At 60.3% G+C, this 23,664-nt stretch carries 24 protein-coding genes; 6 read left to right on the top strand and 18 right to left on the bottom strand.

Going from position 1 to position 23,664, the window contains the following annotated elements; translation table 11 throughout:
- Positions 1–261: 261 nt before the first annotated feature.
- Complete coding sequence (locus HAV21_RS22155; protein WP_243753093.1) at positions 262–1,008, bottom strand: transposase family protein; 747 nt, start codon at positions 1,006–1,008, stop codon at positions 262–264.
- A 60-nt stretch (positions 1,009–1,068) separates the two neighbouring features.
- Between HAV21_RS22155 and HAV21_RS22150 the strand changes: the two genes are divergently transcribed.
- Positions 1,069–1,524, top strand: coding sequence for a hypothetical protein (locus HAV21_RS22150; protein ID WP_243753092.1), 456 nt, complete (start codon positions 1,069–1,071; stop codon positions 1,522–1,524).
- A 220-nt stretch (positions 1,525–1,744) separates the two neighbouring features.
- Positions 1,745–3,295, top strand: a complete 1,551-nt coding sequence (locus tag HAV21_RS04185; RefSeq protein WP_166840546.1) for a hypothetical protein — start codon at positions 1,745–1,747, stop codon at positions 3,293–3,295.
- 40 nt (positions 3,296–3,335) lie between these two features.
- Here the strand turns inward: HAV21_RS04185 and HAV21_RS22550 are convergent, their stop codons facing one another.
- Both HAV21_RS22550 and HAV21_RS04175 read right to left on the bottom strand, forming a co-directional pair.
- Entirely contained in the window at positions 3,336–3,593 is a 258-nt protein-coding gene (locus HAV21_RS22550) for a hypothetical protein (protein ID WP_347877600.1), read from the bottom strand.
- Positions 3,594–4,013: 420 nt separating this feature from the next.
- Positions 4,014–6,116 carry a zinc-ribbon domain-containing protein gene (locus tag HAV21_RS04175; RefSeq protein WP_166840543.1) on the bottom strand — a complete coding sequence of 701 codons (2,103 nt, stop codon included), beginning with the start codon at positions 6,114–6,116 and terminating at the stop codon, positions 4,014–4,016.
- On the opposite strand from HAV21_RS04175, the gene HAV21_RS04170 reads away from it, so the two are divergent.
- Positions 5,999–6,394, top strand: coding sequence for a hypothetical protein (locus HAV21_RS04170; protein WP_166839769.1), 396 nt, complete (start codon positions 5,999–6,001; stop codon positions 6,392–6,394). The genes HAV21_RS04175 and HAV21_RS04170 overlap by 118 nt on opposite strands.
- A 205-nt stretch (positions 6,395–6,599) precedes the next feature.
- Here HAV21_RS04170 and HAV21_RS04165 read toward each other — a convergent pair whose 3' ends face one another.
- The 6 genes from HAV21_RS04165 to nrdH form a co-directional block, all read right to left on the bottom strand.
- Positions 6,600–7,115: a hypothetical protein gene (locus tag HAV21_RS04165; protein WP_166840541.1), complete on the bottom strand. Its 516-nt coding sequence runs from the start codon at positions 7,113–7,115 to the stop codon at positions 6,600–6,602.
- 479 nt (positions 7,116–7,594) lie between these two features.
- Positions 7,595–8,605 (bottom strand): hypothetical protein, encoded by a 1,011-nt coding sequence (locus HAV21_RS04160; RefSeq protein ID WP_166840539.1) that lies wholly within the window; start codon positions 8,603–8,605, stop codon positions 7,595–7,597.
- Positions 8,606–9,203: 598 nt separating this feature from the next.
- Positions 9,204–10,178, bottom strand: coding sequence for a class 1b ribonucleoside-diphosphate reductase subunit beta (nrdF, locus tag HAV21_RS04155; protein ID WP_166840537.1), 975 nt, complete (start codon positions 10,176–10,178; stop codon positions 9,204–9,206).
- Positions 10,179–10,294: 116 nt separating this feature from the next.
- The gene (gene nrdE / locus HAV21_RS04150) at positions 10,295–12,436 is read right to left on the bottom strand and encodes a class 1b ribonucleoside-diphosphate reductase subunit alpha (protein WP_347877612.1); all 2,142 of its coding nucleotides are present in this window, start codon (positions 12,434–12,436) and stop codon (positions 10,295–10,297) included.
- Between the two features lie 11 nt (positions 12,437–12,447).
- Positions 12,448–12,918, bottom strand: a complete 471-nt coding sequence (gene nrdI / locus HAV21_RS04145) for a class Ib ribonucleoside-diphosphate reductase assembly flavoprotein NrdI (RefSeq protein ID WP_142939032.1) — start codon at positions 12,916–12,918, stop codon at positions 12,448–12,450.
- A gap of 62 nt (positions 12,919–12,980) precedes the next feature.
- Positions 12,981–13,223, bottom strand: a complete 243-nt coding sequence (nrdH, locus tag HAV21_RS04140) for a glutaredoxin-like protein NrdH (RefSeq protein WP_142939031.1) — start codon at positions 13,221–13,223, stop codon at positions 12,981–12,983.
- A 397-nt stretch (positions 13,224–13,620) separates the two neighbouring features.
- Between nrdH and HAV21_RS04135 the strand changes: the two genes are divergently transcribed.
- On the top strand, positions 13,621–14,586 hold the full coding sequence (locus HAV21_RS04135; protein WP_142939030.1) for a LysR family transcriptional regulator: 966 nt from the start codon (positions 13,621–13,623) through the stop codon (positions 14,584–14,586).
- Between the two features lie 50 nt (positions 14,587–14,636).
- On the top strand, positions 14,637–15,143 hold the full coding sequence (locus tag HAV21_RS04130; RefSeq protein WP_142939029.1) for a DUF2004 domain-containing protein: 507 nt from the start codon (positions 14,637–14,639) through the stop codon (positions 15,141–15,143).
- A 17-nt stretch (positions 15,144–15,160) separates the two neighbouring features.
- On the opposite strand, the gene HAV21_RS04125 is transcribed toward HAV21_RS04130, so the two are convergent.
- Genes HAV21_RS04125 through HAV21_RS04100 form a run of 6 tightly spaced genes read right to left on the bottom strand, consistent with a single transcriptional unit; the run spans position 15,161 to position 20,234 of the window.
- Entirely contained in the window at positions 15,161–15,868 is a 708-nt protein-coding gene (locus HAV21_RS04125) for a hypothetical protein (RefSeq protein WP_166840535.1), read from the bottom strand.
- Positions 15,865–16,866 carry a VWA domain-containing protein gene (locus tag HAV21_RS04120; RefSeq protein ID WP_243753091.1) on the bottom strand — a complete coding sequence of 334 codons (1,002 nt, stop codon included), beginning with the start codon at positions 16,864–16,866 and terminating at the stop codon, positions 15,865–15,867. The genes HAV21_RS04125 and HAV21_RS04120 overlap by 4 nt, the downstream gene beginning before the upstream one ends.
- On the bottom strand, positions 16,863–17,834 hold the full coding sequence (locus HAV21_RS04115; RefSeq protein WP_166840531.1) for a VWA domain-containing protein: 972 nt from the start codon (positions 17,832–17,834) through the stop codon (positions 16,863–16,865). The genes HAV21_RS04120 and HAV21_RS04115 overlap by 4 nt, the downstream gene beginning before the upstream one ends.
- The gene (locus HAV21_RS04110) at positions 17,825–18,295 is read right to left on the bottom strand and encodes a hypothetical protein (RefSeq protein ID WP_166840529.1); all 471 of its coding nucleotides are present in this window, start codon (positions 18,293–18,295) and stop codon (positions 17,825–17,827) included. The genes HAV21_RS04115 and HAV21_RS04110 overlap by 10 nt, the downstream gene beginning before the upstream one ends.
- Positions 18,285–19,214: a DUF58 domain-containing protein gene (locus tag HAV21_RS04105; RefSeq protein WP_166840528.1), complete on the bottom strand. Its 930-nt coding sequence runs from the start codon at positions 19,212–19,214 to the stop codon at positions 18,285–18,287. Before HAV21_RS04105 ends, HAV21_RS04110 begins: the two co-directional genes overlap by 11 nt.
- A gap of 12 nt (positions 19,215–19,226) precedes the next feature.
- The gene (locus tag HAV21_RS04100) at positions 19,227–20,234 is read right to left on the bottom strand and encodes an AAA family ATPase (protein ID WP_166840526.1); all 1,008 of its coding nucleotides are present in this window, start codon (positions 20,232–20,234) and stop codon (positions 19,227–19,229) included.
- A gap of 85 nt (positions 20,235–20,319) precedes the next feature.
- On the opposite strand from HAV21_RS04100, the gene HAV21_RS04095 reads away from it, so the two are divergent.
- A complete protein-coding gene (locus tag HAV21_RS04095; protein ID WP_142939022.1) occupies positions 20,320–20,553 on the top strand; it encodes a hypothetical protein in 234 nt (77 codons plus the stop codon).
- Between the two features lie 7 nt (positions 20,554–20,560).
- On the opposite strand, the gene HAV21_RS04090 is transcribed toward HAV21_RS04095, so the two are convergent.
- From HAV21_RS04090 to HAV21_RS04080, 3 genes are read right to left on the bottom strand one after another with little or no spacing between them, the layout of a single operon-like run.
- Positions 20,561–21,379 (bottom strand): carbohydrate ABC transporter permease, encoded by an 819-nt coding sequence (locus HAV21_RS04090; protein ID WP_166840525.1) that lies wholly within the window; start codon positions 21,377–21,379, stop codon positions 20,561–20,563.
- Complete coding sequence (locus HAV21_RS04085) at positions 21,376–22,245, bottom strand: sugar ABC transporter permease (protein WP_142939020.1); 870 nt, start codon at positions 22,243–22,245, stop codon at positions 21,376–21,378. The genes HAV21_RS04090 and HAV21_RS04085 overlap by 4 nt, the downstream gene beginning before the upstream one ends.
- On the bottom strand, positions 22,242–23,630 hold the full coding sequence (locus tag HAV21_RS04080; RefSeq protein ID WP_166840524.1) for an extracellular solute-binding protein: 1,389 nt from the start codon (positions 23,628–23,630) through the stop codon (positions 22,242–22,244). Before HAV21_RS04080 ends, HAV21_RS04085 begins: the two co-directional genes overlap by 4 nt.
- Positions 23,631–23,664: the final 34 nt, after the last annotated feature.

The raw sequence follows: 23,664 nt of genomic DNA, 5'->3' as shown, positions 1-23,664 counted from the left end.
AGTCGCGGTGCCAACCGGTCAACTCGACCAGCTCGTTCAGGAGCAGGCTCTTCCCTGCGGATCGGCGCTCTAGTGGGCGAGGGCTTTCTTCTTTGTCACAGCCGGGCGCTGGCCCATCGTTAGCTCCATGAAAACGCGCACAACCCGAATCCGCCGCCACCGCCGTGAACCGCGCCGCTACGCGGAGGTTTTCTATGAGTCAACGGGTTGTCCGTGGTGCCTCATGTCAATGTGCTCGCGTGAGGGCGACGGGTGCCTCAGCTAAATTGCTCGCGAAATCCGGGTGGTGCCGGTCCCTGCGCGAAGTTTGACGCGGGTGATGAGCTTGGTTTGGATCTGGTTGATTTGTCGGGTGATCTCGGCCGGGTTGAGTGAGTCGTGGATGCCCTTGAGCTCTGTGGCCGCTGCGGGGTCCAGGATCCCGGTGTCCAGAAGCCGCAGGTACGCGGTGCGGGGCTGGTCATAAACGCGCCGGGTCCGGCCTGAGTTGCGTTTGTTCCAGCCCGCGGCCTTTTTCATGGGCAACAGGTAGTTTTTCCGCTGGTTCACTAATTCCCAGAGTTCGTTGAGCAACACCATTTCCTCGGGTCCTTCGTACCGGTACCGGAACGCATGCCGGCGCACCCAGTCGTTGTTGCGCTGCTCGACGTGGGCGTTGTCGTTGTGCTGGTACGGCCGGGCTCGGGTGAGCGGGATGTTCTCCTCGGCGGCCCAGGCCACGAATTGGTGGTTGACGAATTCTCCGCCGTTATCGAAATCGATGCCCGTGACCGGGTAGGGCAGTTCCTCAATGATGGCTTTGATGGCATCGAGCACAAGGCGGTGTCCTCGGCTTCTGATGCACACGGTCCTGGTCCACCCCAGAAACACGTCCGTCGCCGTAAGGGTCCACAGGTAGTCCCCGGCCAGATTGTCGCCGCAATGGGCGACCGTGTCGATCTCCAGGAACCCGGGCCGTTGTTCCATCGGAGTTCCCGTCCACCGCACCGGGATGTCCTGCCGGAGCATCGTCCCGGCCTTCGTCGGCGAGGGCGGTTTCGGATACCGGGCAGCCTTGACCGGTCAATCGTGGCCCCCGACATCGACAAGAGCTCACTGCGGACCTCACCGGTGAGTAAAGCAGCGACCGGGCCAAGTTCATCAAAACGCTCCAAAGCCTCCAGCGAATCCTCCATCACCACGGCCAGATACTTCCCGCACGGCTCCCCGACAAGACTCCACACCCGGGCCAGGACGGTCACCGCAGCGGCCGAATACTTCCGCTCCCGGCGCCTGGGTATCTTCCGCGGCACCCCGCGCCGCTTCGCCGCCACCGTCAACTGCCGCCGCGCGTTCGCCCGGGACCAACCCGTCACGGCCATGACCAAATCCAGAATCTCACCCTTGCGCTTCTTCCCCGCCCGGGCATACTCCAAACCCTGCTTCTTCGTGATCTCCCGACGCGCTTCCATCGACAACTCGCCCATCCCTCAAGGACACCGCGCCCACCCCGGACCCGGCCAGCACTTTCGCGAGCATCCCTAACTGAGGCACCACCAGGATTTCGCGAGCACACTGGCTGAGTCTCGTCGTTGTCTTGCCGCTATGGTGTGTGCCGCAGTAGCATGTCGAACGAGCGCTCATTAGGACCGGGACCATCGGAGTCGACGGGATCCTACGGGGCGTCGAGGCTAATGCCGACTTCCCCTGAGTTTCGCACGAAGGGGAAGTGTGCCCAATTCGACATGATCAGTAGACTCGGGGAATGCTTGCGACCTACCGGCTGCCCCTATTAGACGCTCGGAGCTTTGCCGCTGACGAGCGCGTCGCTAAATCCGTGATGCTCCCCCGAATGTGGCGGGATGGAGACTTTGTTCGGGGAATGGGTAGAGTCACGAAGCGCCCCAGCAAAGCCATTGAGCGATGGCCACACGAAAATGCTTTCGCCGATCTCAATCGGACGCTGACATTTCCGCCATTCGAAGTACAAGCCCTGAATCGTCAAACCGAGCACTGTCATGTGTATGCAATTCGAAAGCGCGCATGGCTCGCCCTTCCTGGGACAACTGCACTATTGGACGTTGATCTTGGTTTGCGGATTGATCTGGTGGGTTTGGGTGGGCAGGCCTACCCCCGTAGTGGACAGTTCGATCTGGAGGAATTGTTTGACCTGATCGCCTCAGGAGCCACCCTGCCAGTACACCTTCGTTCAGACGAACCCGGGCGTACGCACCCCCTCTTCAAGCTGGGTAAACCGCTCGCGAGACATTATGCGTTGAGTACGTCAAATGAGCGCGGGGGTGATCCGTTGGTCGACTCCGGGCTGATGGCGGTCGTGGTGGAGGCGCCGGGTCTCACGGCCCTACTTCCCAAATCCTTCCGCGCCAAACGAATTAGAGGGACCCAGATTCAACTAGCTAGCCGCGATGTGACGCTGCCGGATGGGAGAAAACTACGGGTGCACGTGCTATCGAGCGAGTGGGGCACGAAGGCTGTCCGTAAGCGGATCCGAGAGTTGCGAATACACCTCCTGCGACTGCACTCGGCCTCGGAGTTGATGGGCTTTATCGCATCCTTGACACAGCATTCCCTGCCGATTGCCGAAAAGAAGGGGGAGTATGGCTTTGACGCGCTGCAGTTTGCGCTTCGTGAATGTGTGAAATCCCTGCAGGATGACAAGGCCATCGGAGACGCATCACCAGAGTCCGTGCTCCGCGCAGTGTCCTCGAGAACCTTTGGTGACGACCTTGGGCTAAAGTACGAACGCATGCTGGGGGCGATGCGCCCGAAGGTTGGTCGCGAGATCAACCGGTTCCTTGAAAGTGTGCTCGTGGACAAGCAGCCCATCGTCAGCATGGAAAGAGCCAATCAGATACACCAGCAGGCTCCAACGACCAACCACCACCATTACTACGGAGGCGTTAATACGATGAATTTCCAGTTCCATGGCCAGGTCACCGCCGGCGCGATCGGCCCCGATGCAAAGGTCGAGATCGGTGTATTCGGCAATGATACGAAGGTAGAGGGTGACATCGTCACCGCGGATACTTTGACCATCGGTAACAAGGAGTTCGATCGCGAGACTCTCCTGAAGGAACTCATCCAGCTTCGTGATCACTTCCGGGCCAGCAACGATGAGGGTGCTACTGAGGCCGCGGATCAGCTAGCCCTGGCCGCAAGTGAGGCTGAGAGAAAGAACTCGAGCGGGATGATTGGACTCCTCAAGAGCACCGGCACTTGGATCGCTGACGCCGCTGGGTCGATTGGTGCGGGTGTAGCTCAGGCCGCAATTCAAGCAGCTATCGGCCTCTCCTGACATCTAAGCCAACCGTGTAAGGGGCATGCATCGGGCAGCATCAGGGGTCGTCCAGATTTCTGAGAGTGGGTGATATTGCCTCGCGCGTATCCCAGCCCTGCCTGGCCCGGTCGAACGTTCGCTCCGGTTGTGCCACCCTGTCCTCCGGCGCACAGTCAGTGCAGCCCCCGGCGCGACGGCGGCTGGCCACCGTTGTGTGCTGGTCGTGCCCAAAGGCGCACGTCCACCACCACGGGTTGTTGGTGGCGACCGTCTGCGAAGGCTGCATTCCGTTCCTGGCAGTGTTCCAGTCAGTCACTAAGTTAGGTTCCTTGGTCGCGATTTCGTTCACTCCCCCGAGCAACCACCAACCTGTGTCCACAGAGCACGTCCTGTTCTTCTGCCGGCATCTGTAGTCAATGTCGGCCGGGAACTCATGTCCGTCATTGCACAGCCACCACACCCTCCGGCCGCTGCCCGGCGTGACCATTTCCGGGGCGAGGTCACCGTTTTTGTGTGGATGCCACCAAGCTGTGACATCTGGCCGAAGCGTAGCCAGATCGTTGACCCCCGGCACTACTGTGCGGCCGTGGCAGGTCGGGCAGCGCCCCTCGGTTTTTACAAGGTTTGCAGGCGTGCGGGGGAAGGGATGCCCTTTGTCGCAACGCCGGTGGATGTTGTCTTTCGAGTTTCCAGCTGAAACCTGTGTGACTTTCCGGTCGCTGTTTGCCTCGTCGTCTCAGAGGGCGGCCAACTGGGGATGCGTAGTGGTCAAATCGTTAAGGCCGGCCAGGACCGCCTTCGCTGCACAGAATGGGCATCCGGTGCCCTGCAGGGTCCGGTTCGGGATCCATGCGTCGTAGTGGTGACCGTTGTCGTCGATCCAACCGACTTTTACGTTGGCTCCCGGAGTAACCATGAATGGAGTTAAGTCGCCGTTCGCTGCTTGATCGCAGTCAGCAGCGATTTTAGACATCAGGTCCGCCAAGGAATTCAGCCCGGCTACGACTCGTTGGCCGGTGCATATGGAGCAGCGGAAGTCTTCGCCCTCGATCCGGCGAGCGTGGTGCTTTAGTGTCCTTTGAACATGCCCGTTGTCACACATCAGCAGCGGGGCCTCGACGGGCGAAGACTGAACGACCATGTAACGGTCCTGCCACCACTCGTCGGCGTTCGTTCCGGCCGTCCGAAGGCAGGCCATGGATCGGCGAAATGGCTCCAGTGGATAGCGGGCTAAAGGGAGTCTGAGCGAAGGCTCCGGCACGATGATGGGCTCGAACCCATCCACGGGGGCTTCGTTGAAGAAGGTCGTACGGGTCCATGCGATGGTCTGCCTCAGTAGGAGCCATAGCCGGTCGCACAGCCCCGGGCTGAGTGCCGCACCGGAGTCCACCAGGACGGTCCAAAGCCTTGCGTATCGTTCCGCAAACGAAAGCGTCTCGTCGAGAACGATGGAGTGAATGTCAGGATCGGTGAGCGCAGCCAAGGCTGCGGCGGCTACAGGAAGATCGCAAGGACGGGGGATCCCCCAATGTTCTTGGCCGCGGGCCGAGTCGATCCGGCGTACAACCTCGTCGATCAGCGCAACTGAAATCCGACCTTCGGCGAGGAGCTCCGCAATGCGGAGGTCAGCGTCGACCACGGGCTGGCTAAGTTGCGTCAGAGCGTAGTCTCCAGGGGAATGGGGTTCAATTGCCGAAGGTTTTTTCGGTGAAGGGCCGGGTGCTATCCATCTGCGGTGTCGTTCGCAGGTATACCTTCCGCCGTTCCACTCGTGCTCGACGGCAATTCCTCCGACGCACTCGCTGCACAGGTGTGAGGAAAAGGGGCGGTTGTTCACCGGAGCTACCCGGGCCAACGTGCCGGGCGGCAGAACGCACATTGCCTCGCAGATGCTGATCATTCGTTCGGCGGTCTGCCGCGGCGTTGCGTTCTTACCGAGGACCCGGGTGGCGTCGCAGTAGGCGAGGTGGTTGATGACTCGTTTTGTGGCCTTTAGTTTGCGCTCAAGTCGGCTGGCGAAGCTATAGACGGTTTCCCCCGGCCAGGCCTTGATTCGCAGCGCCGCTGGCAACGTGGGGGTCTGTTCAGTTTCCGGCATGGCCCAGTCTTCTCCGGTTGGCCGCTCCCTGCAGGGGGCCGACGGCGCCGCGTTCGTTTTCCCGGTTTCTGTCGCGTAGTCACGTACGGACAGTTCCAGTAGTCCTTGGGCAATCGTCTCCTGTCCTGGTTTGTCCTCCAGAATGAGACTGGCGGCGGCGTCGAGCAAGACGGCCTTCAGCGTTCCGATGTTGCCCCCGGTAAACCAATGGAGCCAGTTTGCCTCTGCCCCCAGTAGTTCTGCACTTGTTGCGTATAGGGGCAGCTCGGCGGCGAATCCAGCGACGATTTTGGCCCATTCGTCCGTCTTCTTGTTAGTCATCTTCCCGGTGAAATCGATGACCTCGACGTTGAAGACGCGGCGCTTGAGCTGCAGGCCCTCGTCGTTCTGCAGAAGCTCCGAGTCCTTCAGGTCCAGCCCTGAGTACACGATGGTGCCTTCAAAGTAGTTTGTCAGGTCTTTCAAATTGTTCACCGCTGGGCGGGAGATTGATGCAACATTAGCCAGCATTTGAACCTCGTCGAGGACGATCAGTTTTGTGGATACGGCGGGCAGCGCCGCCTGCAGCATGGCTGCTAAGTCAGTTTCGGTGTCTGAATTCTTGAAGGGCAGCGCCAGGAATCGTGCGATCCGCTGGAGGACAGTCCTGGCCCGCGAGCCGAACGGGAGACTACGCTGGTGGACTTGGGCCCGGCGCCCGCGCGAACGCCGTGCTGGTCGCGGGGTTGCTTGACCTAGCATCTGCTTTGCTGGACGAATCTCGGGCCTACAACAACTGGCAAATCGGATTGCGCGGAGACACTACGACTCCGGCTCTGGCCGAGGCCACTCGCAAGGTCCGGGATGTGCTTCGGAACGAGCCTCAACGGGTCCTGCCGCAGGTTGATGAGCGCGCCCTCAGAACACTGAAGTTCGCGGAACTACTGCCTCCTTCATTGGCTGCGAGCACCTTGGCGGAGCGAAACAGCGATCACGCGGGTGCTTCGGTGGTCGCCGCAAGATCCGTCGTGTCCGTTTAGTTCCAGATTGAGGGAGTTGACTGCGACTATCCCCGATGGCGCTGCAGGGCCTATAGGGCTCAAAGGCTCTAAACTCCACTCTGCCGCCGGAGCGAAAGACCCTGGAGCCATCCTCACCGCGCCTCGCTCCGTCCGAGGCTGCGAGTGACGCGATGCTCCTCAAGGACACGACGGCGCCGCGGAAGCAGCACAGAGTTCGGTTCGCTTAGCGTGCCCACCAGGGGCTTATTTTGGCAAGGTGTTGCGCCACAGCGGCCCTGTATGCTTCTTCGGCTTGCTTGAGACCCGAGAGGTTGACGTCGGAGGTTGGAATAACCATGTTCGAATCCTCGGTGATCGGGGGGACGCGCCAAGCGTCCTTCATAGCTGTACCCGCCACTGCGCGCATCTGGCCTACCAGCTCAGCGTACTTATTGCCCACCTCAGATGATTCTGCTGCCGCCCAAGCCAGGTAGTAGCTAAGCTTCTCCTGGGTTGCGCGGATCTGTTCGGAAATCCGGACCCGTTCCTCGGCCGGCTTGTCGGCGTTCCGCCGACGTATGACGTAGGGATACTCCTTGTACTGTGCGTACGCAGCGAAGGCTTCGGCGAAGACCGTGCGCACACGCGCTCGTTCTTCTTCCCGGCTCCTACGACGAGCGAGGACGATGTTGATCGTTGCCGTCAGGAGGGCTGCGATGACTGCACTGGTGAGAAGGAGGGAGGGGTTGATGCTAATCATGGCCAGCGGGTGTCGTTCTTTCTATTCGTTCCGGTTTCAGCGAGGGGTATGGGCGATTTCATCACCGGGCCATTCCCCGGTTCGGCGATACCACTCTTCTTTGATGAGGTGGGCCGCGACGTGGCCAAGGAGGATTTCCGCACCGTCCGTTGGCCACCATCGCGCCTCAGGTGGGTCGTAGGGGTACCACATACATAGGCTTTGATCGGGATAACGGTGAGGGGATTCTTCCGGGCCATCGACGAACAGGCGTGGTACTCCGGGTGATCCCGGAGAGAAATAAATTTCCACACGTCTCAAGGGCAGATCTGGCGGCCGGATAGACAGCTGAAGGCCGAACCCGCCGCGGTAGGCATACCGCGGCCTGATGCCGCACGCTGTCGGGTCGATTCGGTTGATCGCACGGAGGAAACTGATCCTTTTCGCCGGGGCCGCGAACCACGGCGGCTCGCGCCAAGGCTGCTTGGCGGTTATCGTGCTTATCCTCCGTAGGAGCGGGTGGGCGGGATGGTGGCCGTGATGCCGGAAAGGCCAAGGGCAGCTGCAGCTACCGGTTGGCGACGCGAGAGAGACTGGGCCGCTGCCGCCAGTCCCCGCGACTTTTCTGAATCGACGTAGTTCCAAAAGACCCGGTTCAACGCTGCATAAACATCACTTTCATCCGTGTCGTTTTCAAGCGCCTCGGCAAGCGCATCAGCGGCCTTCCGAAGGCGTCGCCTCACATCGTCGGCGGGCCGGAGAAGTTTGAGGTTTGCGGATACACCGAGCGGGTCCGGAGTTGCCTGGTGCGATTCGAGCCTGCTCGCTGCACCACTGAACAGGGCGTGGAGGCCGACGGGCACTCCCATCCCTTGTTCGACGAATTCATGGGCCCACACACTCAGCTGGAATGAAGAAACTCCAGGGAACACAAACTGCATATTCCAGGCCTTTGCCAGACGGATGACCTTCCGGCGGATGGACCGCGGCGAAGAGCCAACGGAGTTGAGCAGTGCAACATGGCCCTCAGGGTCAGAGGGCTCCCATGTGTTCTTTTTCAGGTTTGGAATCCACAGCCCGCCGCCTTCTTTCCGGGTCAGGGCAACAACCAAGTCGACGGTGGGATTCTGGTTGTTTACCGGCGCCCCGAACGTGACTTTCGGACCCCGTTTGGAAGTATAGATGCGTGCATTCGGATACTGCTCTCGAACAAGGGGGCCGATCAAGTCACACAGTTCTGCCACAATCTCAAAGGGCGGTTCATCCCTGCCTTCGGGTCCAAGCGCCGGATAGAAACGCCGGTCGAGAACGACGCCACCGTCCCCGTCAGAGACAGGGTTGATCATAGTGTGGGCGGCCAGCGACCCACTGGCATAGGTACGCAGCCTGCCGTATAGCCCAGCAGAGGCATCACGGACAAGCCGAAGACGGTTTCGTGCTCCACCCAGCGCGTCCGGGTCGGCATCAATCTGGGTCCTGACGTCATCGAGGACGTCGGCCGTGATTCCCAAGGAGATCTCCTGTCAGTAGTTTCCTTCTCAAAGCGGATTCTTGTGCGCTGCACCGCGCCCGCCTTACCCGGCGGGTCGACCTGGCCCACGCAAGAACCTTGGACGCTGGGGGCCTTGCTCGATAGGTATTGACGAAGCGATTTTGTGACGTGCCTTCACCGGGCCCTCTCCGGTCGATAGAGGTCCCAAGGACCTGCCGGAAGAAATAGCCCCGAAGAAATGCGCACGCCACCAGCCAGACAAGCTGTTGCCCACGATGAGCCAGAGTTCGCAGACGAATCGGGTCGCACGCCATATCGAGGGAGTGATGACTACTCACGAGTTGGGAGACTTCCAGCTACCCGCGCTGTTTTCTCCGAACCAGCGTCTCATGTCTTCCAACTGGCCTGCATCGCAACCCAACTTCACGTTGTCGAGTTTTAGTCCCACTTACTCAGGTAAGGCCTGGTCTCAGCAACGGGCATGGCCGGCCAAGATAGTTGGCCCCGCGCCACTCTGTTTGTCAGGGCGCCGACTATCTTGTCAGTTATGCCAACTAAGTCGTCATCTCACACTAGGTTGTCCAAAGGACCAAACAGGTTGTCCATCTACAGAAGTCTTAGAACTCCCAGTCCTCATCTTCCGTGTTGACAGCCTTGCCAATCACGTAGGAGGAGCCTGAGCCGGAGAAGAAGTCGTGGTTCTCGTCGGCGTTCGGGGACAGGGCGGAGAGGATGGCCGGGTTCACGTCGGTGACGGAAGCCGGGAACATGGCCTCGTAGCCCAGGTTCATCAGCGCCTTGTTGGCGTTGTAGTGCAGGAACTTCTTGACGTCCTCGGCCAGGCCGACTCCGTCATAGAGATCGTGCGTGTACTGGACTTCGTTTTCATACAGCTCGAACAGGAGCTCGAAAGTGTAGTCCTTGATTTCCTGCTTGCGGGCCTCGGAAACCTTCTCCAAGCCCTTCTGGAACTTGTAGCCGATGTAGTAGCCGTGCACGGCCTCGTCGCGGATGATGAGGCGGATGAGGTCAGCCGTGTTCGTGAGCTTGGCCCGTGAAGACCAGTACATGGGCAGGTAGAAGCCCGAGTAGAACAGGAAGCTCTCCAGCAGAGTGGAGGCGACCTTGCGCTTCAGGGGATCGTCGCCCTGGTAGTAATCCATGACGATCTGAGCCTTCTTCTGCAGGTTCTCGTTTTCGAGGGACCAGCGGAAGGCGTCGTCAATCTCCTTGGTGGAGCACAGGGTGGAGAAGATGGACGAGTAGGACTTGGCGTGCACCGACTCCATGAAGGCGATGTTGGTGTACACGGCTTCTTCGTGCGGGGTGATGGCGTCCGGGATCAGCGAAACAGCGCCAACGGTACCCTGGATGGTGTCCAACAGGGTGAGGCCCGTGAAGACGCGCATGGTGAGCTGCTGCTCTTCCGGGGTCAGCGTGTGCCACGACTGAACGTCGTTGGACAGCGGCACCTTCTCCGGCAGCCAGAAGTTGTTGACGAGGCGGTTCCAGACTTCCACGTCCTTATCGTCCTGGATCTTGTTCCAGTTGATGGCCTCGACGTGTGTCAGCAGCTTGACCTTCTCGGTCATGTCATCCCCTTAAGCGATGGTGTTCTTGAGGTAAGCCTACGACGGCGGGTGGTGACCCGCCGTCGTACTCTTTAGTTTTTGCAGCGGCAGTCGCCGCAGAAATCAACCGATTTCGGTTACAACATGCACGAAACACAGCCCTCAACCTCAGTCCCTTCCAGCGCGAGCTGGCGGAGACGGATGTAGTAGAGGGTCTTGATGCCCTTGCGCCATGCGTAGATCTGCGCCTTGTTGATATCGCGAGTGGTTGCAGTGTCCTTGAAGAACAGCGTCAGGGACAGGCCCTGATCCACGTGCTGCGTGGCAGCGGCGTAGGTGTCGATGATCTTCTCGTAGCCGATTTCGTAGGCATCCTGGTAGTACTCCAGGTTGTCGTTGGTCAGGTACGGAGCCGGGTAGTAAACGCGACCGATCTTGCCTTCCTTGCGGATTTCGATCTTGGCGGCCACCGGGTGGATGGAGGACGTGGAGTTGTTGATGTAGCTGATGGAACCGGTAGGCGGTACAGCCTGGAGGTTCTGGTTGTAGATGCCGTGCTCCATGACGGAAGCCTTCAGCTCACGCCAGTCATCCTGGGTGGGGATGTGGTGGCCGGCGAAGAGCTCGCGAACGCGCTCGGTCTCCGGAAGCCACTCCTGCTCGGTGTACTTGTCGAAGAACTCACCGGAAGCGTAAGTGGACTTCTCGAAGCCGCCGAACTTCTGGCCGGTCTCGATAGCGAGGCGGTTGGAAGCTCGCAGAGCGTGGAACAGCACCGTGTAGAAGTAGATGTTGGTGAAGTCCAGGCCCTCTTCGGAACCGTAGTGGACGTGCTCACGGGCCAGGTAACCGTGCAGGTTCATCTGTCCGAGGCCAATCGCGTGGCTCTGGGCGTTGCCCTGGGCGATGGACGGCACCGAGTTGATGTAGGACATGTCGGACACAGCGCTCAAGGCGCGGATGGACGTCTCAATGGAGCGGCCAAAGTCCGGCGAATCCATGGTCTTGGCGATGTTCATGGAACCGAGATTGCAGGAAATGTCCTTACCCACGGTCTCGTAGCTGAGGTCCTCGGCGTAGATGGACGGCGAGGAAACCTGCAGGATCTCTGAGCACAGGTTGCTCATGGTGATCTTGCCGTCGATCGGGTTAGCCCGGTTCACGGTGTCCTCGAACATGATGTACGGGTAGCCGGACTCGAACTGGATCTCCGCGAGGGTCTGGAAGAACTCACGGGCGCTGATCTTGGTCTTCTTGATCCGGGAATCGTCAACCATCTCGTAGTACTTCTCGGTCACCGAAATGTCGGAGAACGGAATACCGTAGACCTTTTCCACGTCGTACGGGGAGAAGAGGTACATGTCCTCATTCTTCTTGGCGAGCTCGAACGTGATGTCCGGAACCACAACGCCCAAGGAGAGGGTCTTGATGCGGATCTTCTCGTCAGCGTTCTCACGCTTGGTGTCCAGGAAGCGGTGGATGTCCGGGTGGTGGGCGTGCAGGTACACGGCACCTGCACCCTGGCGGGCACCAAGCTGGTTGGCGTAGGAGAAGCTGTCTTCGAGGAGCTTCATCACGGGGATGACGCCGGAGGACTGGTTCTCGATCTGCTTGATCGGGGCGCCGTGCTCACGAATGTTGGTGAGCGAGAGAGCTACACCACCGCCACGCTTGGAGAGCTGGAGCGCGGAGTTAATGGCGCGGGCGATCGACTCCATGTTGTCCTCGATGCGGAGCAGGAAGCAGGAAACGAGCTCGCCGCGCTGTGCCTTGCCGGCGTTGAGGAACGTGGGAGTAGCCGGCTGGAAACGGCCGTCGATGATTTCATCAACAAGGCGGTTGGCCAGGTCTTCGTCGCCGCGGGCCAGGTGCAGGGCGACCATGCAGACGCGGTCTTCGTAGCGCTCCAGGAAACGCTTGCCGTCAAAAGTCTTCAGCGTGTAGGACGTGTAGAACTTGAAGGCGCCAAGGAAGGTCTCAAAGCGGAACTTTTTCTTGTACGCGCGGTTGAAGAGATCGCGGATGAAGTTCATCGTGTACTGGTCGAGGGTTTCGCGCTCGTAGTACTGGTTCTTCACCAGGTAGTCGAGCTTCTCTTCCAGGTCGTGGAAGAACACCGTGTTGTTGTTCACGTGCTGCAGGAAGTACTGGTGCGCAGCTTCACGGTCAGCTTCAAACTGGATCTCGCCGTTAGGGCCATACAGGTTCAGCATGGCGTTGAGCTCGTGATAACCCAAGCCCTTGAAGGCCTCAGGCAGCGGCTTCTTGACCGTGTCCACAGCGCCCCCGGTTACTTCTGTTTCTGCGACAGTTGTGTCCAAAACTTTTCCAGCCCTTCGTTGACCCGCTGAACGTCTTCCGGCGTTCCCATGAGTTCAAATTTGTAAAGATGCGGCACCCTGCACTTAACGGAGATGATGTCCCCTGCTGCGCAGTAGTTGTCCGCGAAATTGGTGTTCCCTGCTCCAATAACACCGCGGATCAGTTCCCTGTTCCTGGGATCGTTGAGAAATCTGATGACCTGCTTTGGCACGGAACCTTCGCCGTTTGTCCCGCCATAAGTAGGCAGCACGAGGACGAAGGGTTCCAGAGCTTGAAGCGGAGCGTCCTGGGCATAAAGCGGGATGCGTGCTGCATCCATACCCAGTTTCTGGACGAATCGTTTGGTGTTCTCGGAGGTCGAGGAAAAGTAGATGAGGTGACTCCTCGTGGTCACAGCTTCCGCAGCATCGCGTACGGGTGCCGCTGCCAGCGGTGCCATGGGAGTCACCTCTACTACATAGGAATTCTTAGTGTGATGTGGTGGCGAAGTTTGAATAAAACTTAGGCCACGGAGGAAACGGCCTGGGCCAGTTCCTCGATCTTGTCCGGGCGGAAACCAGACCAGTGGTCCTGCTCGGTGACGACAACCGGCGCCTGCAGGTAACCCAGTGCCTTGAGGCGCTCGAGGGCCTCGGCGTCCTGGGAGATGTCCACACTCTGGTAGGCAATGCCCTTCTTGTCGAGTGCTCGGTAGGTTGCGTTGCACTGAACACAGGCCGGCTTCGTGTAAACCGTTACGGTCATGATCCCTGTCCCCTAAGTTGAAGTCTGATTCTCTTCGTATCTGGCGGGCTCAACCGGAACTTTATTACTGAATCCGATACCGGCCCGCGGGCTGCCGTGACAGCCAACACGCTCTGATTTTGTCTTGTGCTGGTTTCCCGCTCAATCCGTAAATCGATACTACATGTAGTGCAAGCGCCGAACTGGAACCCCAAGATGATGTATTACAAGTATGTCATTCAATCCACCGCTCGTCCACAGGCAAGGGCCCTCAAAATGTCCGTGATTCCGCGAAATTGAGAGATGTCATCCACACCCTGTGGACTACTTAGCCACATTTAATCTTCAGCGTGTCGCCCGGATACGGCGTGTCGTGACAGTTTGAAAATGTGGCGTGGCGAACAGCTAAAATCGCCTGATGGTCAACCTTCTCCATCTCCGCACGTTGATGGAGGTCACCCGGCTGGGTTCCTTCGCCGCAGCGGCCGCCCAACTCGGCTACACAGCGTCGGCAGTGTCCCAACAGATGGCCGCGCTGGAACGCGATACCGGCGTCGAACTCTTCCAACGCTCAGCCCGCAGCGTCATTCCCACCGAGGCCGCGGTGACCATGACCCGGCACGCGTCCAAGGTGCTGACCGACGTCGAAGCCCTCATGGCCGCGGCTTCAAGGACCAACGACTCCCCCGCCCAGGAGCTGAGACTGGGTATTTTCCCCAGCCTCGCCACTTACGTACTGCCGGAGATCCTCCGGAACGATCGGTGGAAGAGACTGGGCATTGAGCTCCGCGTCTCAGTGGCCGAACCGGCCCAGACCATCCAAGGACTTCGCACCGGCGGTGAACTGGATGTGGCATTGGTTTATCAAGTGGGGCAATCCGGTCTGGCCTGGCCGCACTCCCTGGAACGTCAGTGGATTGGCGACGACGACTTCCGAGTGGTGCTGCCTGCATCATGGAAAATCCGGGAAGACGCCGAGATCGAAGCGGCTCACCTCTCGGACATGCCATGGATCGTCCACCACCCCGGCACCAGCGATGCTCTGGTCATCGAACGCCTCTTCGCCAGCTGCAACCTGCACCCCCGCGTGGTGGCTTACAGCGATGACTTCCATGCCAGCCTGGAGATGACCGCAGCCGGCCTGGGGGCATCGCTGGTACCGGAACTGGCGCTGCGCAACCGGCCACCCGGCGTCGTAGTTCTTGATGTTCCGGACATCCGCCTGGCCCGGAACGTCTTCGCTCTTCTCATCAATGAAAAGAGGACGGCCCAAGTGCAGTTGTTCACACAGCTGCTCGCTGACACCCTGAGGGACACCTCGGGAAAGAGTGGCCTCCACCCCCTGAAATCCGCTCCTGTCAAGGGCCGGAACCCCAAAGGGTGAATTGGAGCGAAGTGCTGGAACCCGCCGGTTGATGGGGTTAGATTGATCACATGGGCAAGGTAGCGAGCAAACATTTTGGGGAGATCGAGCTCAACCACGGGCGTGAACATTGCTTCGTTGCGAGACACGAACTTGGCGGCAACCAGCTTGAGTTGGACCTCAACGTCACTGCGCACGACCACTTCGATGAGGCGGCCATGCGCAAGGTGGACTACAGGTTGCGCTTCCTGCCCGAACTCGTGGACCAAGTCAGGGAAATGATCGCCGACGAACTGGACCAGGACGGCACCAACCCCCAACAGTTCCTCCATTTTCACTGTTCGCAGCTCAAGGAAGAGCAACTCCAATCCGTCTTCGGCGTCAAAGACAAAGGCCAGCTCACCAACGACGTCTTCCTGAAAGCCCTCAAGCTTGGCCACGTGGCCATCTATCCCGGCCAGCCGGAACGCTACTTCGTACTGGATTTCACCCTCGGCTCACACTTCACCGACGAACTCCTAGTGGCTGCAGCTGACGAGGACGGCGTGGTGGACGACGAAATTCTCTGGGAGTCGTAACTACGTCGTGTAACAACTCACCACGGACGGTCCACCCCCGGGGCTTTGTCCGGACCCCGCAGGTACTCGCCCCGCTCTTGACCTTCCGAACGTTCAAGCTGTGCTTGCCGCCCGCTTTCTTCAAGCTGCTGGAGTTGCTCCTGGTTCGGGGGCAGCTGCGTGGCCGGCCCGGACGTGGATGGATCGTTGCGCGGCGACTCATCCGCTGAGATCTTCCCGTTAATTCGATCCCGGGCCGCATCCAGGTTCTCACCCTCACCTGCGGAGTTAGCCGGACCCACAGCATGGCATTGCGGCGGTGCGCTTTCTACCCCGGCCTTGGCCTCCCTGAACAAGCGGGCCGCTACTTCCGGCTCCCCGGCCGCATCCCCCAGCTTCTCGATGCTCAACACAAGGTTGACTCGCACCCTGCATTCGTCCACACCAGGGCCGGCCTCCAACGCCGCTTCAAAGTCCTCCCGCGCGGCGGCAAAGTCTCCCGCAAGAACATGGGCATCACCGGAGGCGAAGAGTCCCTTATGTGGCTCCACAAGGTTTGCTACCTGCAACCACGATGCCGCACCGGCCACCCCCTCCTGCTCCCCGGCGTCGAAGGACTGCCCGGCAGAGGCGCCAAGGACACCAACGCTCAGGAGCTTCGCCGCAACCGCGAGCGCCAGTAGCGCAGGTGGTGCTGAGTAGAGCGCCAGCCGACGTCGCCGTCGTCGTGCGTTGTCGTCGTTCATGGGGTGGGCTCCTTCCGCACGGCGGGCCGAAGCGATTGGAGGGCGGTGAGATGCCGCAACGGTTCGTGGATTGCCAGCAGGAAAGCGGCCAGGGCCAGCAGCCAGTAAAGTTCCACGCGGCCCGGACCGTCGGGGGTCATTGCGGTCATGGTGCCGGGGCGGGCCTGGCTCAGCATGTCCGAGGTTGGCTCGGTGCCTGTCCTATGGGCGTAGGGAACGTGGAGCTGGTCTGCGATGGCGCGCAGCTGTCCTTCGTCGATTCGTGAGACGGCGTCCTGCGGGGTGTCGGAGGTTTTGTCCTGCACGTATGCGGCGTCGGGGGTGGAGGTTTCCTTCATTCTGCCGCCCTGCCCGGTACCGTACCCGAGTACTGCTCCCCCGGCCACATTGCCGGCGTTCATGGGAGCCGGCGCTTCCGCGCTGGTGTTCTCACCGTCGCCGGCGTAGAAGACCAGTGCAGGGCGCCCTGGGTGTTGCTCACTTGCCGCTTCGAGTCTGTCTTTCAGGAGTTGGGCCGCGCCGGTGACGCTGCTTCCTTTGGCGTACCTGCTGTTTTGTGGTTGCAGGGTTGCCATGGCGGTTTGCAGGGCTGTTGCATCCTGTGTGAGGGGCATGCGGACGTTGGCTTTGTTATCGAAGGTGATGAGCGAAAACTTGGCTCCGGCCAGTTCCTTGGCAATGGCCATGACGTCCTGCTGGACTCCTGAAAGCCGGGTGCTGGTTCCGTTGTAGTCTTCTGCGGCCATGCTGGTGCTGGTGTCCACGACGAAGAACACGTCCATGTCTGCGGTGCCGGTTTGGGCTTGGCCTCCAGCCCAACCGGGACGTAGAGCGGCAAGAAGCAGAAGGACGACGGCGGCACCGCGCAGGGCTGCAGGCTTAGAGGTCCGCCGCGGCCGGGTTGACTCACGACGCACGTAGGTCCAAGTCGTGAAACCGAGCAAGGCTGCGAAGGCCAGGGCCAGCAGGGGCCACGGAACGATGGGGGCGAAGGTCATGGTTCCAGCCGCCAACCGAGCAGCAGCATCCCCGCACCGGCAATCAGTGCAACGCCCAATGGCCAGTCAGGGGCGTCTGCAATCACTACCCGCGGCGCTGCAAGGTAGCTTGTAGCTTCGGTTTCCTGCACTTTCTGGACGATGCCCTGAACGGCGTCCGGGCTATCCAAGGTGAAGTAGGTGCCGCCGGTTCGTTGGGCTGCTGCTTTGAGCTGGGCCCCTGGCTGATCGGGTTGCCCGCCATAGTCCATGTCGCCCGGATTGAGCGCGTGCACTTTCACCTTTTTCTCGGCGGCCAGGGCCGAGGCTTCGTCCAGGGTGAAGATCGGTTCTCCGGAAAGGAAGTTGTCCGTGGCCAGGACCACGGATCGCGAGCGCTCCCCTGCGTCAGTGCCGGGGAAGCTCTGCACGCAGCTTGCCAGCCCGTCGCCTATGAGCGAGGAGCCTTCCCCGTTCCACGTACCGTCAAAGAAGGACCCGGCTCCGCTGTCCAAGGCTTCCTTGGCGTTGGTGAGTTGTTCGGCGGCGAACTGGTAGTCGTCGGTGAGGGGGAAAAGCTGCACGCTGCTGCTGTCGAAGATGACCATGCCTATTCTTTCGCCATCGAATTCCTTGGCCAAGTCTTCGAAAACGGCTGCGATGGCGGCATCCGTGCTGGTCATTGACCCGGACACGTCAAGGCACAGCACAATGTCCCTGTTCCTGATTTCCGGTTGCTCTGTTGTGCGGTGGACCGGTCTTGCCGCGGCTGTGGCGGTGGCGGCGAGGAATACGGCGCCCAACACCACGGCGAGCGCCAGGCGTGTACGGTGCCGGCGTATCGCCTGCTGGTATTCGGGGAGGTCAGTGAGCCGCTCACCGTGGGCGATGGGCCTGGTCTGTGGGGCACGACGACGGCGGGACAGCCACGCGGTGACTGTCCCCGCTGCTGCGGCCAGGGGAAGTATCCACCAGTAGCTCAGTTCCATGCGAGCACCACCTGACGTGCTGCTTCTGCGGATTGGCTCACGGAGTGGACCGGCAGGGGCGCGAATTCGTTGGGATAGATGCCGGCTATTCCTGCCGCCAGCTCCTTGAATTCGTGGCGCTGGAGGTCTTGGAGGGTCATGGAGGTCATAGGCAGGCCCGTGGCCGCTCCGGCGAACTCCCGCACGAGGAAGCTGAGTCTCTGGTGCGCGTCGCGCTCCGTCAGGCGACCGGCGTCGGCGTCCGCTGAGGTGACCTCGATTGCAGACAGGCAGGCGGCTCGTAACGTGTCCAGGTCAGGAACTTGGCGGACCGGCGCGTCTTGGCGGACGGGAGCCTTCTTACGGTCCGAGAAGAGAACCCAGGCGTACCAGGCTCCGATGAGGATCACGAGCATAAGCCCGAGCCATAACCATTGCGGTTGGTATCGCAGGGGCGAATAGAAGCCCGCTTCATCCTGCACGGCTACCGCCCTTGGTAGGGGTCCTTGCCGTGAAGGCGCGGGAACGGTGCTTTTCGAGGAGAGCGAAGACTGAACCTAGGACGTCCTCGCTGCCGGTGGTTTGTTCCTCGGCGATTCCCAGCCGGTAGAACACATCCTGACGCCGCCGCTCGCGTTCCAGCGTTGCCGCAGCGTAGGCGGCACGTACCGTGGGATCCACGGCCAAGGACAGGGGAATTCCTTGCCCGGTGCCCACATCCGTGCTTTCCTGCATCCGGTTCCCGGGTTCGGCGGCGAGCTCGGCATCGCAGACTGTCAGCCACAGCACCTCGTGCCGGCCGCGCAGCCTCCGCATCAAGGTCTCCGTGCGGGCGTCCGGAAGGAACTCGTCCGCCACGGCGACGATGAGCAAACGCCCCTTCAGGTACCGCAACACATAGTCCAGCTGCTCGGCGATCCCACTGGCCTGTCCGTCCAGGGAAGCGCTCGCATCCACTTCGCGGAGCAGCCGTTCCAAATGCTCCTCACCACTGCGGGGCGGGATGTACGTGGACCTTGTGGCGTTCCCGTGCAGGAGACCTACGTCGTCACCGTGCCGGGAAGCCAGGTAACCCAGCACTCCGGCCGCATGCACGGCGATGTCCTTCTTGGTTTCCCCGGACAATGCCTGTGCGACCATGTTCCTCCCGGTGTCCACCAGGAGAAGGACTGTGTGCCGGCGGACTGCAACGTAGCGCTTCACAAGGGGGGATCCGTGCCGTGCCGTGGCCTTCCAATCGATGTCGCGGACCTCGTCACCAGGGACATATGCGCGGAGTTCATCGAAGTCCAGGCTGCGGCCTTTGAAGACCGAACCGTACTCGCCGTCCAGAAGGGTCAGTGTCCTACGGTGGGCGAAGATGAACATCTTCGATTCAACGCGTCGGAGGAGGCTGGGCACGTCCGGGCCCCGCTACGGCGTCTGCACGGACGCCACCACGGCATCGATCACGGTCTCCACGGAGATTTCCTCCACCACGGCATCGAATCCGAGGATGATGCGGTGACGCAGGATCCGATGCGCAAGGTTCTTGACGTCCTCGGGAATGACGTGGTCACGCCCCTTGAGCAGCGCCATGGCGCGGGCTGCCTGGCTGAAGGCTATGCTCGCCCGCGGGCTGGCCCCGAATTCCACCACGTTAGCCAGCCGGGGCTCCAAGTACTGGGAAGCGTTACGGGTGACATAGGCGAGTCCGACGATGTACCGGACGATTGCGGGATCTATATATACCCGGCGCACGAGTTCCTGGACTTGGACCACGGCGTCAAGGGAAGCAGCGGCCGGAGGCTTCTGCTCTGCACTGAAAACGCCTGAGTCAATCCGGCGGATGACTTCCGCTTCCTCCGCAGGGCTCGGATAGTCAAGAACGTCCTTGAGCATGAACCTGTCCATCTGTGCTTCGGGAAGACGATACGTCCCCTCCTGCTCAATGGGGTTCTGCGTCGCGAGCACCAGGAAGGGCTTCGGCAAAGGATAGGTTTCGCCCCCAATGGAGGTCTGACGCTCCTGCATGGCCTCCAGCATGGCGCTTTGCGTCTTGGCGCTGGACCTGTTGATCTCGTCCAACAGAACTATGTTTGCGTGAACCGGCCCCAGCTGCGTGACAAATGTCCCCTTGGCGGCGTCGAATATCTGCGTGCCTGCGATGTCGCTGGGCAGTAGGTCCGGCGTGCACTGTATCCGGCGGAACTCCGCACTGACCGATTCTGCTATGGCTTGGGCCGCTGTGGTCTTAGCCAGACCGGGAACACTTTCCAACAGCACATGGCCGCCGGTCAATAAGCCGATAACCAATGTCTCACGCAGCCTGGCCTGGCCTACCACTTTGTTTTCGAAGCTGCGGACGATGCTACCCACGAGTTGCTGGGCACGGGCCATATCCGGTGCGTCGATTCCGGCCATGGCTGTGATCTGTTGCACTCGTGGTCCCCTCGCTGGCGTTGATGTGAAACGGCCACTCTATCCAAGCCTTCCTGAAGCAGCGTGGCAATGGGGACCCCTCCCCATGTGGACTTTGGAGGTCTATCCTTTTGCCATGCATCAGCTACCAGCCGCCTATCAGAACTACCTCGCTTCCCAGGACCAGCATGTCATCGACGCCGTACGGCCGGTCCTGCTCCAATCCGCAGCAGACCAGCGGCACGGCGTACGAATCACTTTCAACAGGGGCCCTACCGGACATCAAGCCCACCTGGACGAGTCCATACCGTATGGCGAGATCATCGAGGACATCGACTGACAGAAAGCTAACCCTTCATAGCACCGGACAGGGCAAATGAATTTCCCATGCCACGGGATACCAGCGCGTAGAGCACCAGCACGGGGACCGAATACAGGATGGAGAACGCGGCCAGTTGGCCGTACGCAATTGCACCGTGCTGGCCAAAGAAGCTGAAGATTGAGACAGCGGCTGGTTGCTTAGCGCTGGATAACAACAGGATGAACGGGACGAAGAAGTTCCCCCACGCCTGAATGAAAACGAAGATGAACACCACTCCGAGTCCTTGCCGCATCAGCGGCAACACGATGCTCCGCAGCGCCGCCAGCGTCGATGCACCGTCCACCCATGCCGCTTCCTCCAACTCACGAGGGACCGAATCCATAAAATTCTTGGTCATCCATATCGCCATGGGCAAAGTTGTGGTGGCCATGAAAAAGATGGTCGCCGCCATTGAATCCAGAAACTGCAGCTGAACAAACAGGCCATAGACCGGCACCATGATGGCCGTCACGGGGAGCGATGTCCCAAAGAGAACCGTGTACAGGAAGGGCTTGTTGAACCTGGACTGATACCTGGACAAATGGTAGGCGGCAAGCACAGCTGCAAGCACATTCACCACAGCAGTGCCCGCCGATAACAGGAAACTGTTTGCCAAGGGCTGGAACAACAACTCAGGAGTCATCACCGCTCGAAAATTCTCAGTGGACGGCGCCACAGGAACTTTGGTCTGGTAACCGGCCTGGGGATCAACGGAAGCCAACAGCAACCACAGCAGGGGCGCAACAAAGCACACCCCGATCACCGCAAGGGCGACGTCCGCGCCCAGCTTCGCCTTGGTAGTCATGTCTTTTGCTCCCGTAGCAGCCTCACGTACACCGCGCCGAAAACCATTCCCAGCAGAATCAGTACAGACGCCACAGCTGTGCCGTAGCCGATGTCACCGAACTTGAAGGCCTCCTGGTAGGCCAACACGGGCAACGTGGTACTGGCATTGGCCGGACCACCTGCAGTCATCACCCAGATGAGGGTGAACACTGCCAACGTCTGAAGGGTGATCAGCATCAAGTTAGTGGCGATGCTGCTCCGGATCAGCGGGAGCGTGATGAACGCGAGGCGTTGCCAGCCGCGCGCTCCATCCATGAGCGCAGCCTCCGCCACATCCCGGGGAACATCAGCCAACGCCGCACGGTAAACCAGCATGGAAAACGCAGTTCCACGCCACGTGTTCGCCAGCACGATTGCCACCAAGGGGAAGGAGTACAACCAATCCGGCCCCTCACCTCCCAAGGCGCCCACTACCTGGTTGAGCGTCCCGTCCCGGTTGAAGTAGGCGTACGCGGCAAATGCCGCCACGATCTCCGGAAGCACCCAGGCCGCCACCACTGCAGTACCCACCCACGCCGCCACTGCCTTGCGCGAACGGGTCATCAGCAGGGCAATGAGTAAACCCAGCACATTCTGGCCCAGCACTGCGGAAGCCACGACGAACACCACCGTGAGCCAGGCGGAGAAAGGAAAGTCATCATCGCTGAACATCCGGACGTAATTGTCTGCTCCCACCCACTGCGGATCCCTGGCAGCCTTACCGGACAACGCGGCGTCCGTGAATGACGCATAAAAAGACCACGCCACAGGAGCCAGCAGGAACACCAGGAGCAGAAGAACGGCAGGAAATACCGGCAGCAGCCGCAGGAAGCGGCGAATTCTCATTTCTCCAGAACCTTGTCCTCACCTACCAGTTTCCGAACGGTGGCATCGTATTCAGCTGCTGCTTCCTCAGGACTCTGCTTACCGGTGATCACAGATTCCGTAGCTACCTGGACGGCTGTGGAAATTCTGGGGTAATCGGCCGTCGCGGGCCGGTAGTGCGTCACCTTCACCAGCTCTGAAACGTCCTTCACGAACGGGTTGGCCGCCAAGTATCCCGGATCCGATGCCACATCCGTACGCACGGCGATCTGGGAATTATTGACGTCGAAGGCAAGCGCATTCTTTTTGTTCAGCGCCGTGGTGAGGAAGCTGAAGGCGAGCTCAGGGTTCTTGCTCTTCGCCCCCACAGCCAGTGTCCAACCGCCGGACATGCTCACACCTCCGGGATCCTGTCCCTTCTGGGTGGGGAACATCGCGACACCCATTTCCTGCTCGTACCCGGCCCACTCATACGCGCCGCCCTTCTGCCAGAACGACGGCGAATAGGAACCCTCCACGGTTGCGCCCAGTTTGCCTTGCGGGAACCACTCGCCAAAAACCTTCTTCCAGACGTTGGCGTCCAGGGCTTCGGCAGGACTCACGGCCAGTTTCTCGTCATAGAGGGTTTTGAGGAAAGCCAAGGAATCCCTGAACCCTTGGGAACCCACCACCCATTTCTTCTGGTCCCCGTCATAGAAACTGCTGTCAGTGCCATACAGCAGCTCGTAGAAGCTCTGCATGACCGTGCCCTCGCCGGTCCCCTTACCTGCGTACATGGTGAAAGGGATGACCTGGGGATCAGAAGCCTTGATGGCGCGGGCGGCCGTGAGGATCTCGTCCCAGGTCTTTGGTTGCCACGGCACCGGAATTCCAGCCTTCTGAAGGACGGACTTGTTGTACCAGATTGCCCGGGTATCGGTGCCCAGCGGGACCGCGTAAATACCGCCGTCGTCCGCACGTCCGGCCTCCTTGGCTGCGTCGTTGAACGACTTCCAGTCATCCCACTTCTCAAGGTAACTGTCCAGCTTGAGCAGGTACCCGGCGTCGACGTCGGAACGCACCTTGAAGGTGTCCTCATAGAAAACGTCAGGTGCCGTATCAGCTGACCGCTGGGCCAAGGCTAATTTGGTCCCGTAGTCGTCGTCGTTGGCCTGGATGGGTTGAAGGTCCACTGTCACACCGCTGTTGGACGCTTCGAATTCCTTTTTTGCGTCCTGCATGACCATATCCAGGGCCGTGAACGAGTCACTCTTCTGATAAACGATCTTCAGGGTCTTGCTCACCGTGGCCTCAGGCGTAGGCGAACAGGACGTCGCTGCCGCAAATACGGCAGCGACGGAAACAAGTGCTGCGGCAAACTTCACTGGCGCATACTTCAGTGGCGCTTTGATCACAGGACGGCGCATGGTGCTCCATTCAGTCGAACGTGGCTACAGCCCC

Source organism: Paenarthrobacter sp. MSM-2-10-13 (assembly GCF_011605365.1).
GTDB lineage: Bacteria > Actinomycetota > Actinomycetes > Actinomycetales > Micrococcaceae > Arthrobacter.
Note: the sequence above shows the minus strand (reverse complement) of the source record. Positions and strands in the feature narration are given on the sequence as shown.

Coding starts and splice junctions, on each gene's coding strand:
- HAV21_RS04085 (WP_142939020.1), bottom strand. CDS start 22,245: ATGAGAATTCGCCGCTTCCTGCGGCTGCTGCCGGTATTTCCTGCCGTT.
- HAV21_RS04165 (WP_166840541.1), bottom strand. CDS start 7,115: ATGATTAGCATCAACCCCTCCCTCCTTCTCACCAGTGCAGTCATCGCA.
- HAV21_RS04185 (WP_166840546.1), top strand. CDS start 1,745: ATGCTTGCGACCTACCGGCTGCCCCTATTAGACGCTCGGAGCTTTGCC.
- HAV21_RS04135 (WP_142939030.1), top strand. CDS start 13,621: ATGGTCAACCTTCTCCATCTCCGCACGTTGATGGAGGTCACCCGGCTG.
- HAV21_RS04130 (WP_142939029.1), top strand. CDS start 14,637: ATGGGCAAGGTAGCGAGCAAACATTTTGGGGAGATCGAGCTCAACCAC.
- nrdF (WP_166840537.1), bottom strand. CDS start 10,178: ATGACCGAGAAGGTCAAGCTGCTGACACACGTCGAGGCCATCAACTGG.
- HAV21_RS04090 (WP_166840525.1), bottom strand. CDS start 21,379: ATGACTACCAAGGCGAAGCTGGGCGCGGACGTCGCCCTTGCGGTGATC.
- nrdH (WP_142939031.1), bottom strand. CDS start 13,223: ATGACCGTAACGGTTTACACGAAGCCGGCCTGTGTTCAGTGCAACGCA.
- HAV21_RS04175 (WP_166840543.1), bottom strand. CDS start 6,116: ATGCTAGGTCAAGCAACCCCGCGACCAGCACGGCGTTCGCGCGGGCGC.
- nrdI (WP_142939032.1), bottom strand. CDS start 12,918: ATGGCACCGCTGGCAGCGGCACCCGTACGCGATGCTGCGGAAGCTGTG.
- HAV21_RS04115 (WP_166840531.1), bottom strand. CDS start 17,834: ATGGAACTGAGCTACTGGTGGATACTTCCCCTGGCCGCAGCAGCGGGG.
- HAV21_RS04095 (WP_142939022.1), top strand. CDS start 20,320: ATGTGGACTTTGGAGGTCTATCCTTTTGCCATGCATCAGCTACCAGCC.
- HAV21_RS04125 (WP_166840535.1), bottom strand. CDS start 15,868: ATGAACGACGACAACGCACGACGACGGCGACGTCGGCTGGCGCTCTAC.
- HAV21_RS04120 (WP_243753091.1), bottom strand. CDS start 16,866: ATGACCTTCGCCCCCATCGTTCCGTGGCCCCTGCTGGCCCTGGCCTTC.
- HAV21_RS22155 (WP_243753093.1), bottom strand. CDS start 1,008: ATGCTCCGGCAGGACATCCCGGTGCGGTGGACGGGAACTCCGATGGAA.
- HAV21_RS04080 (WP_166840524.1), bottom strand. CDS start 23,630: ATGCGCCGTCCTGTGATCAAAGCGCCACTGAAGTATGCGCCAGTGAAG.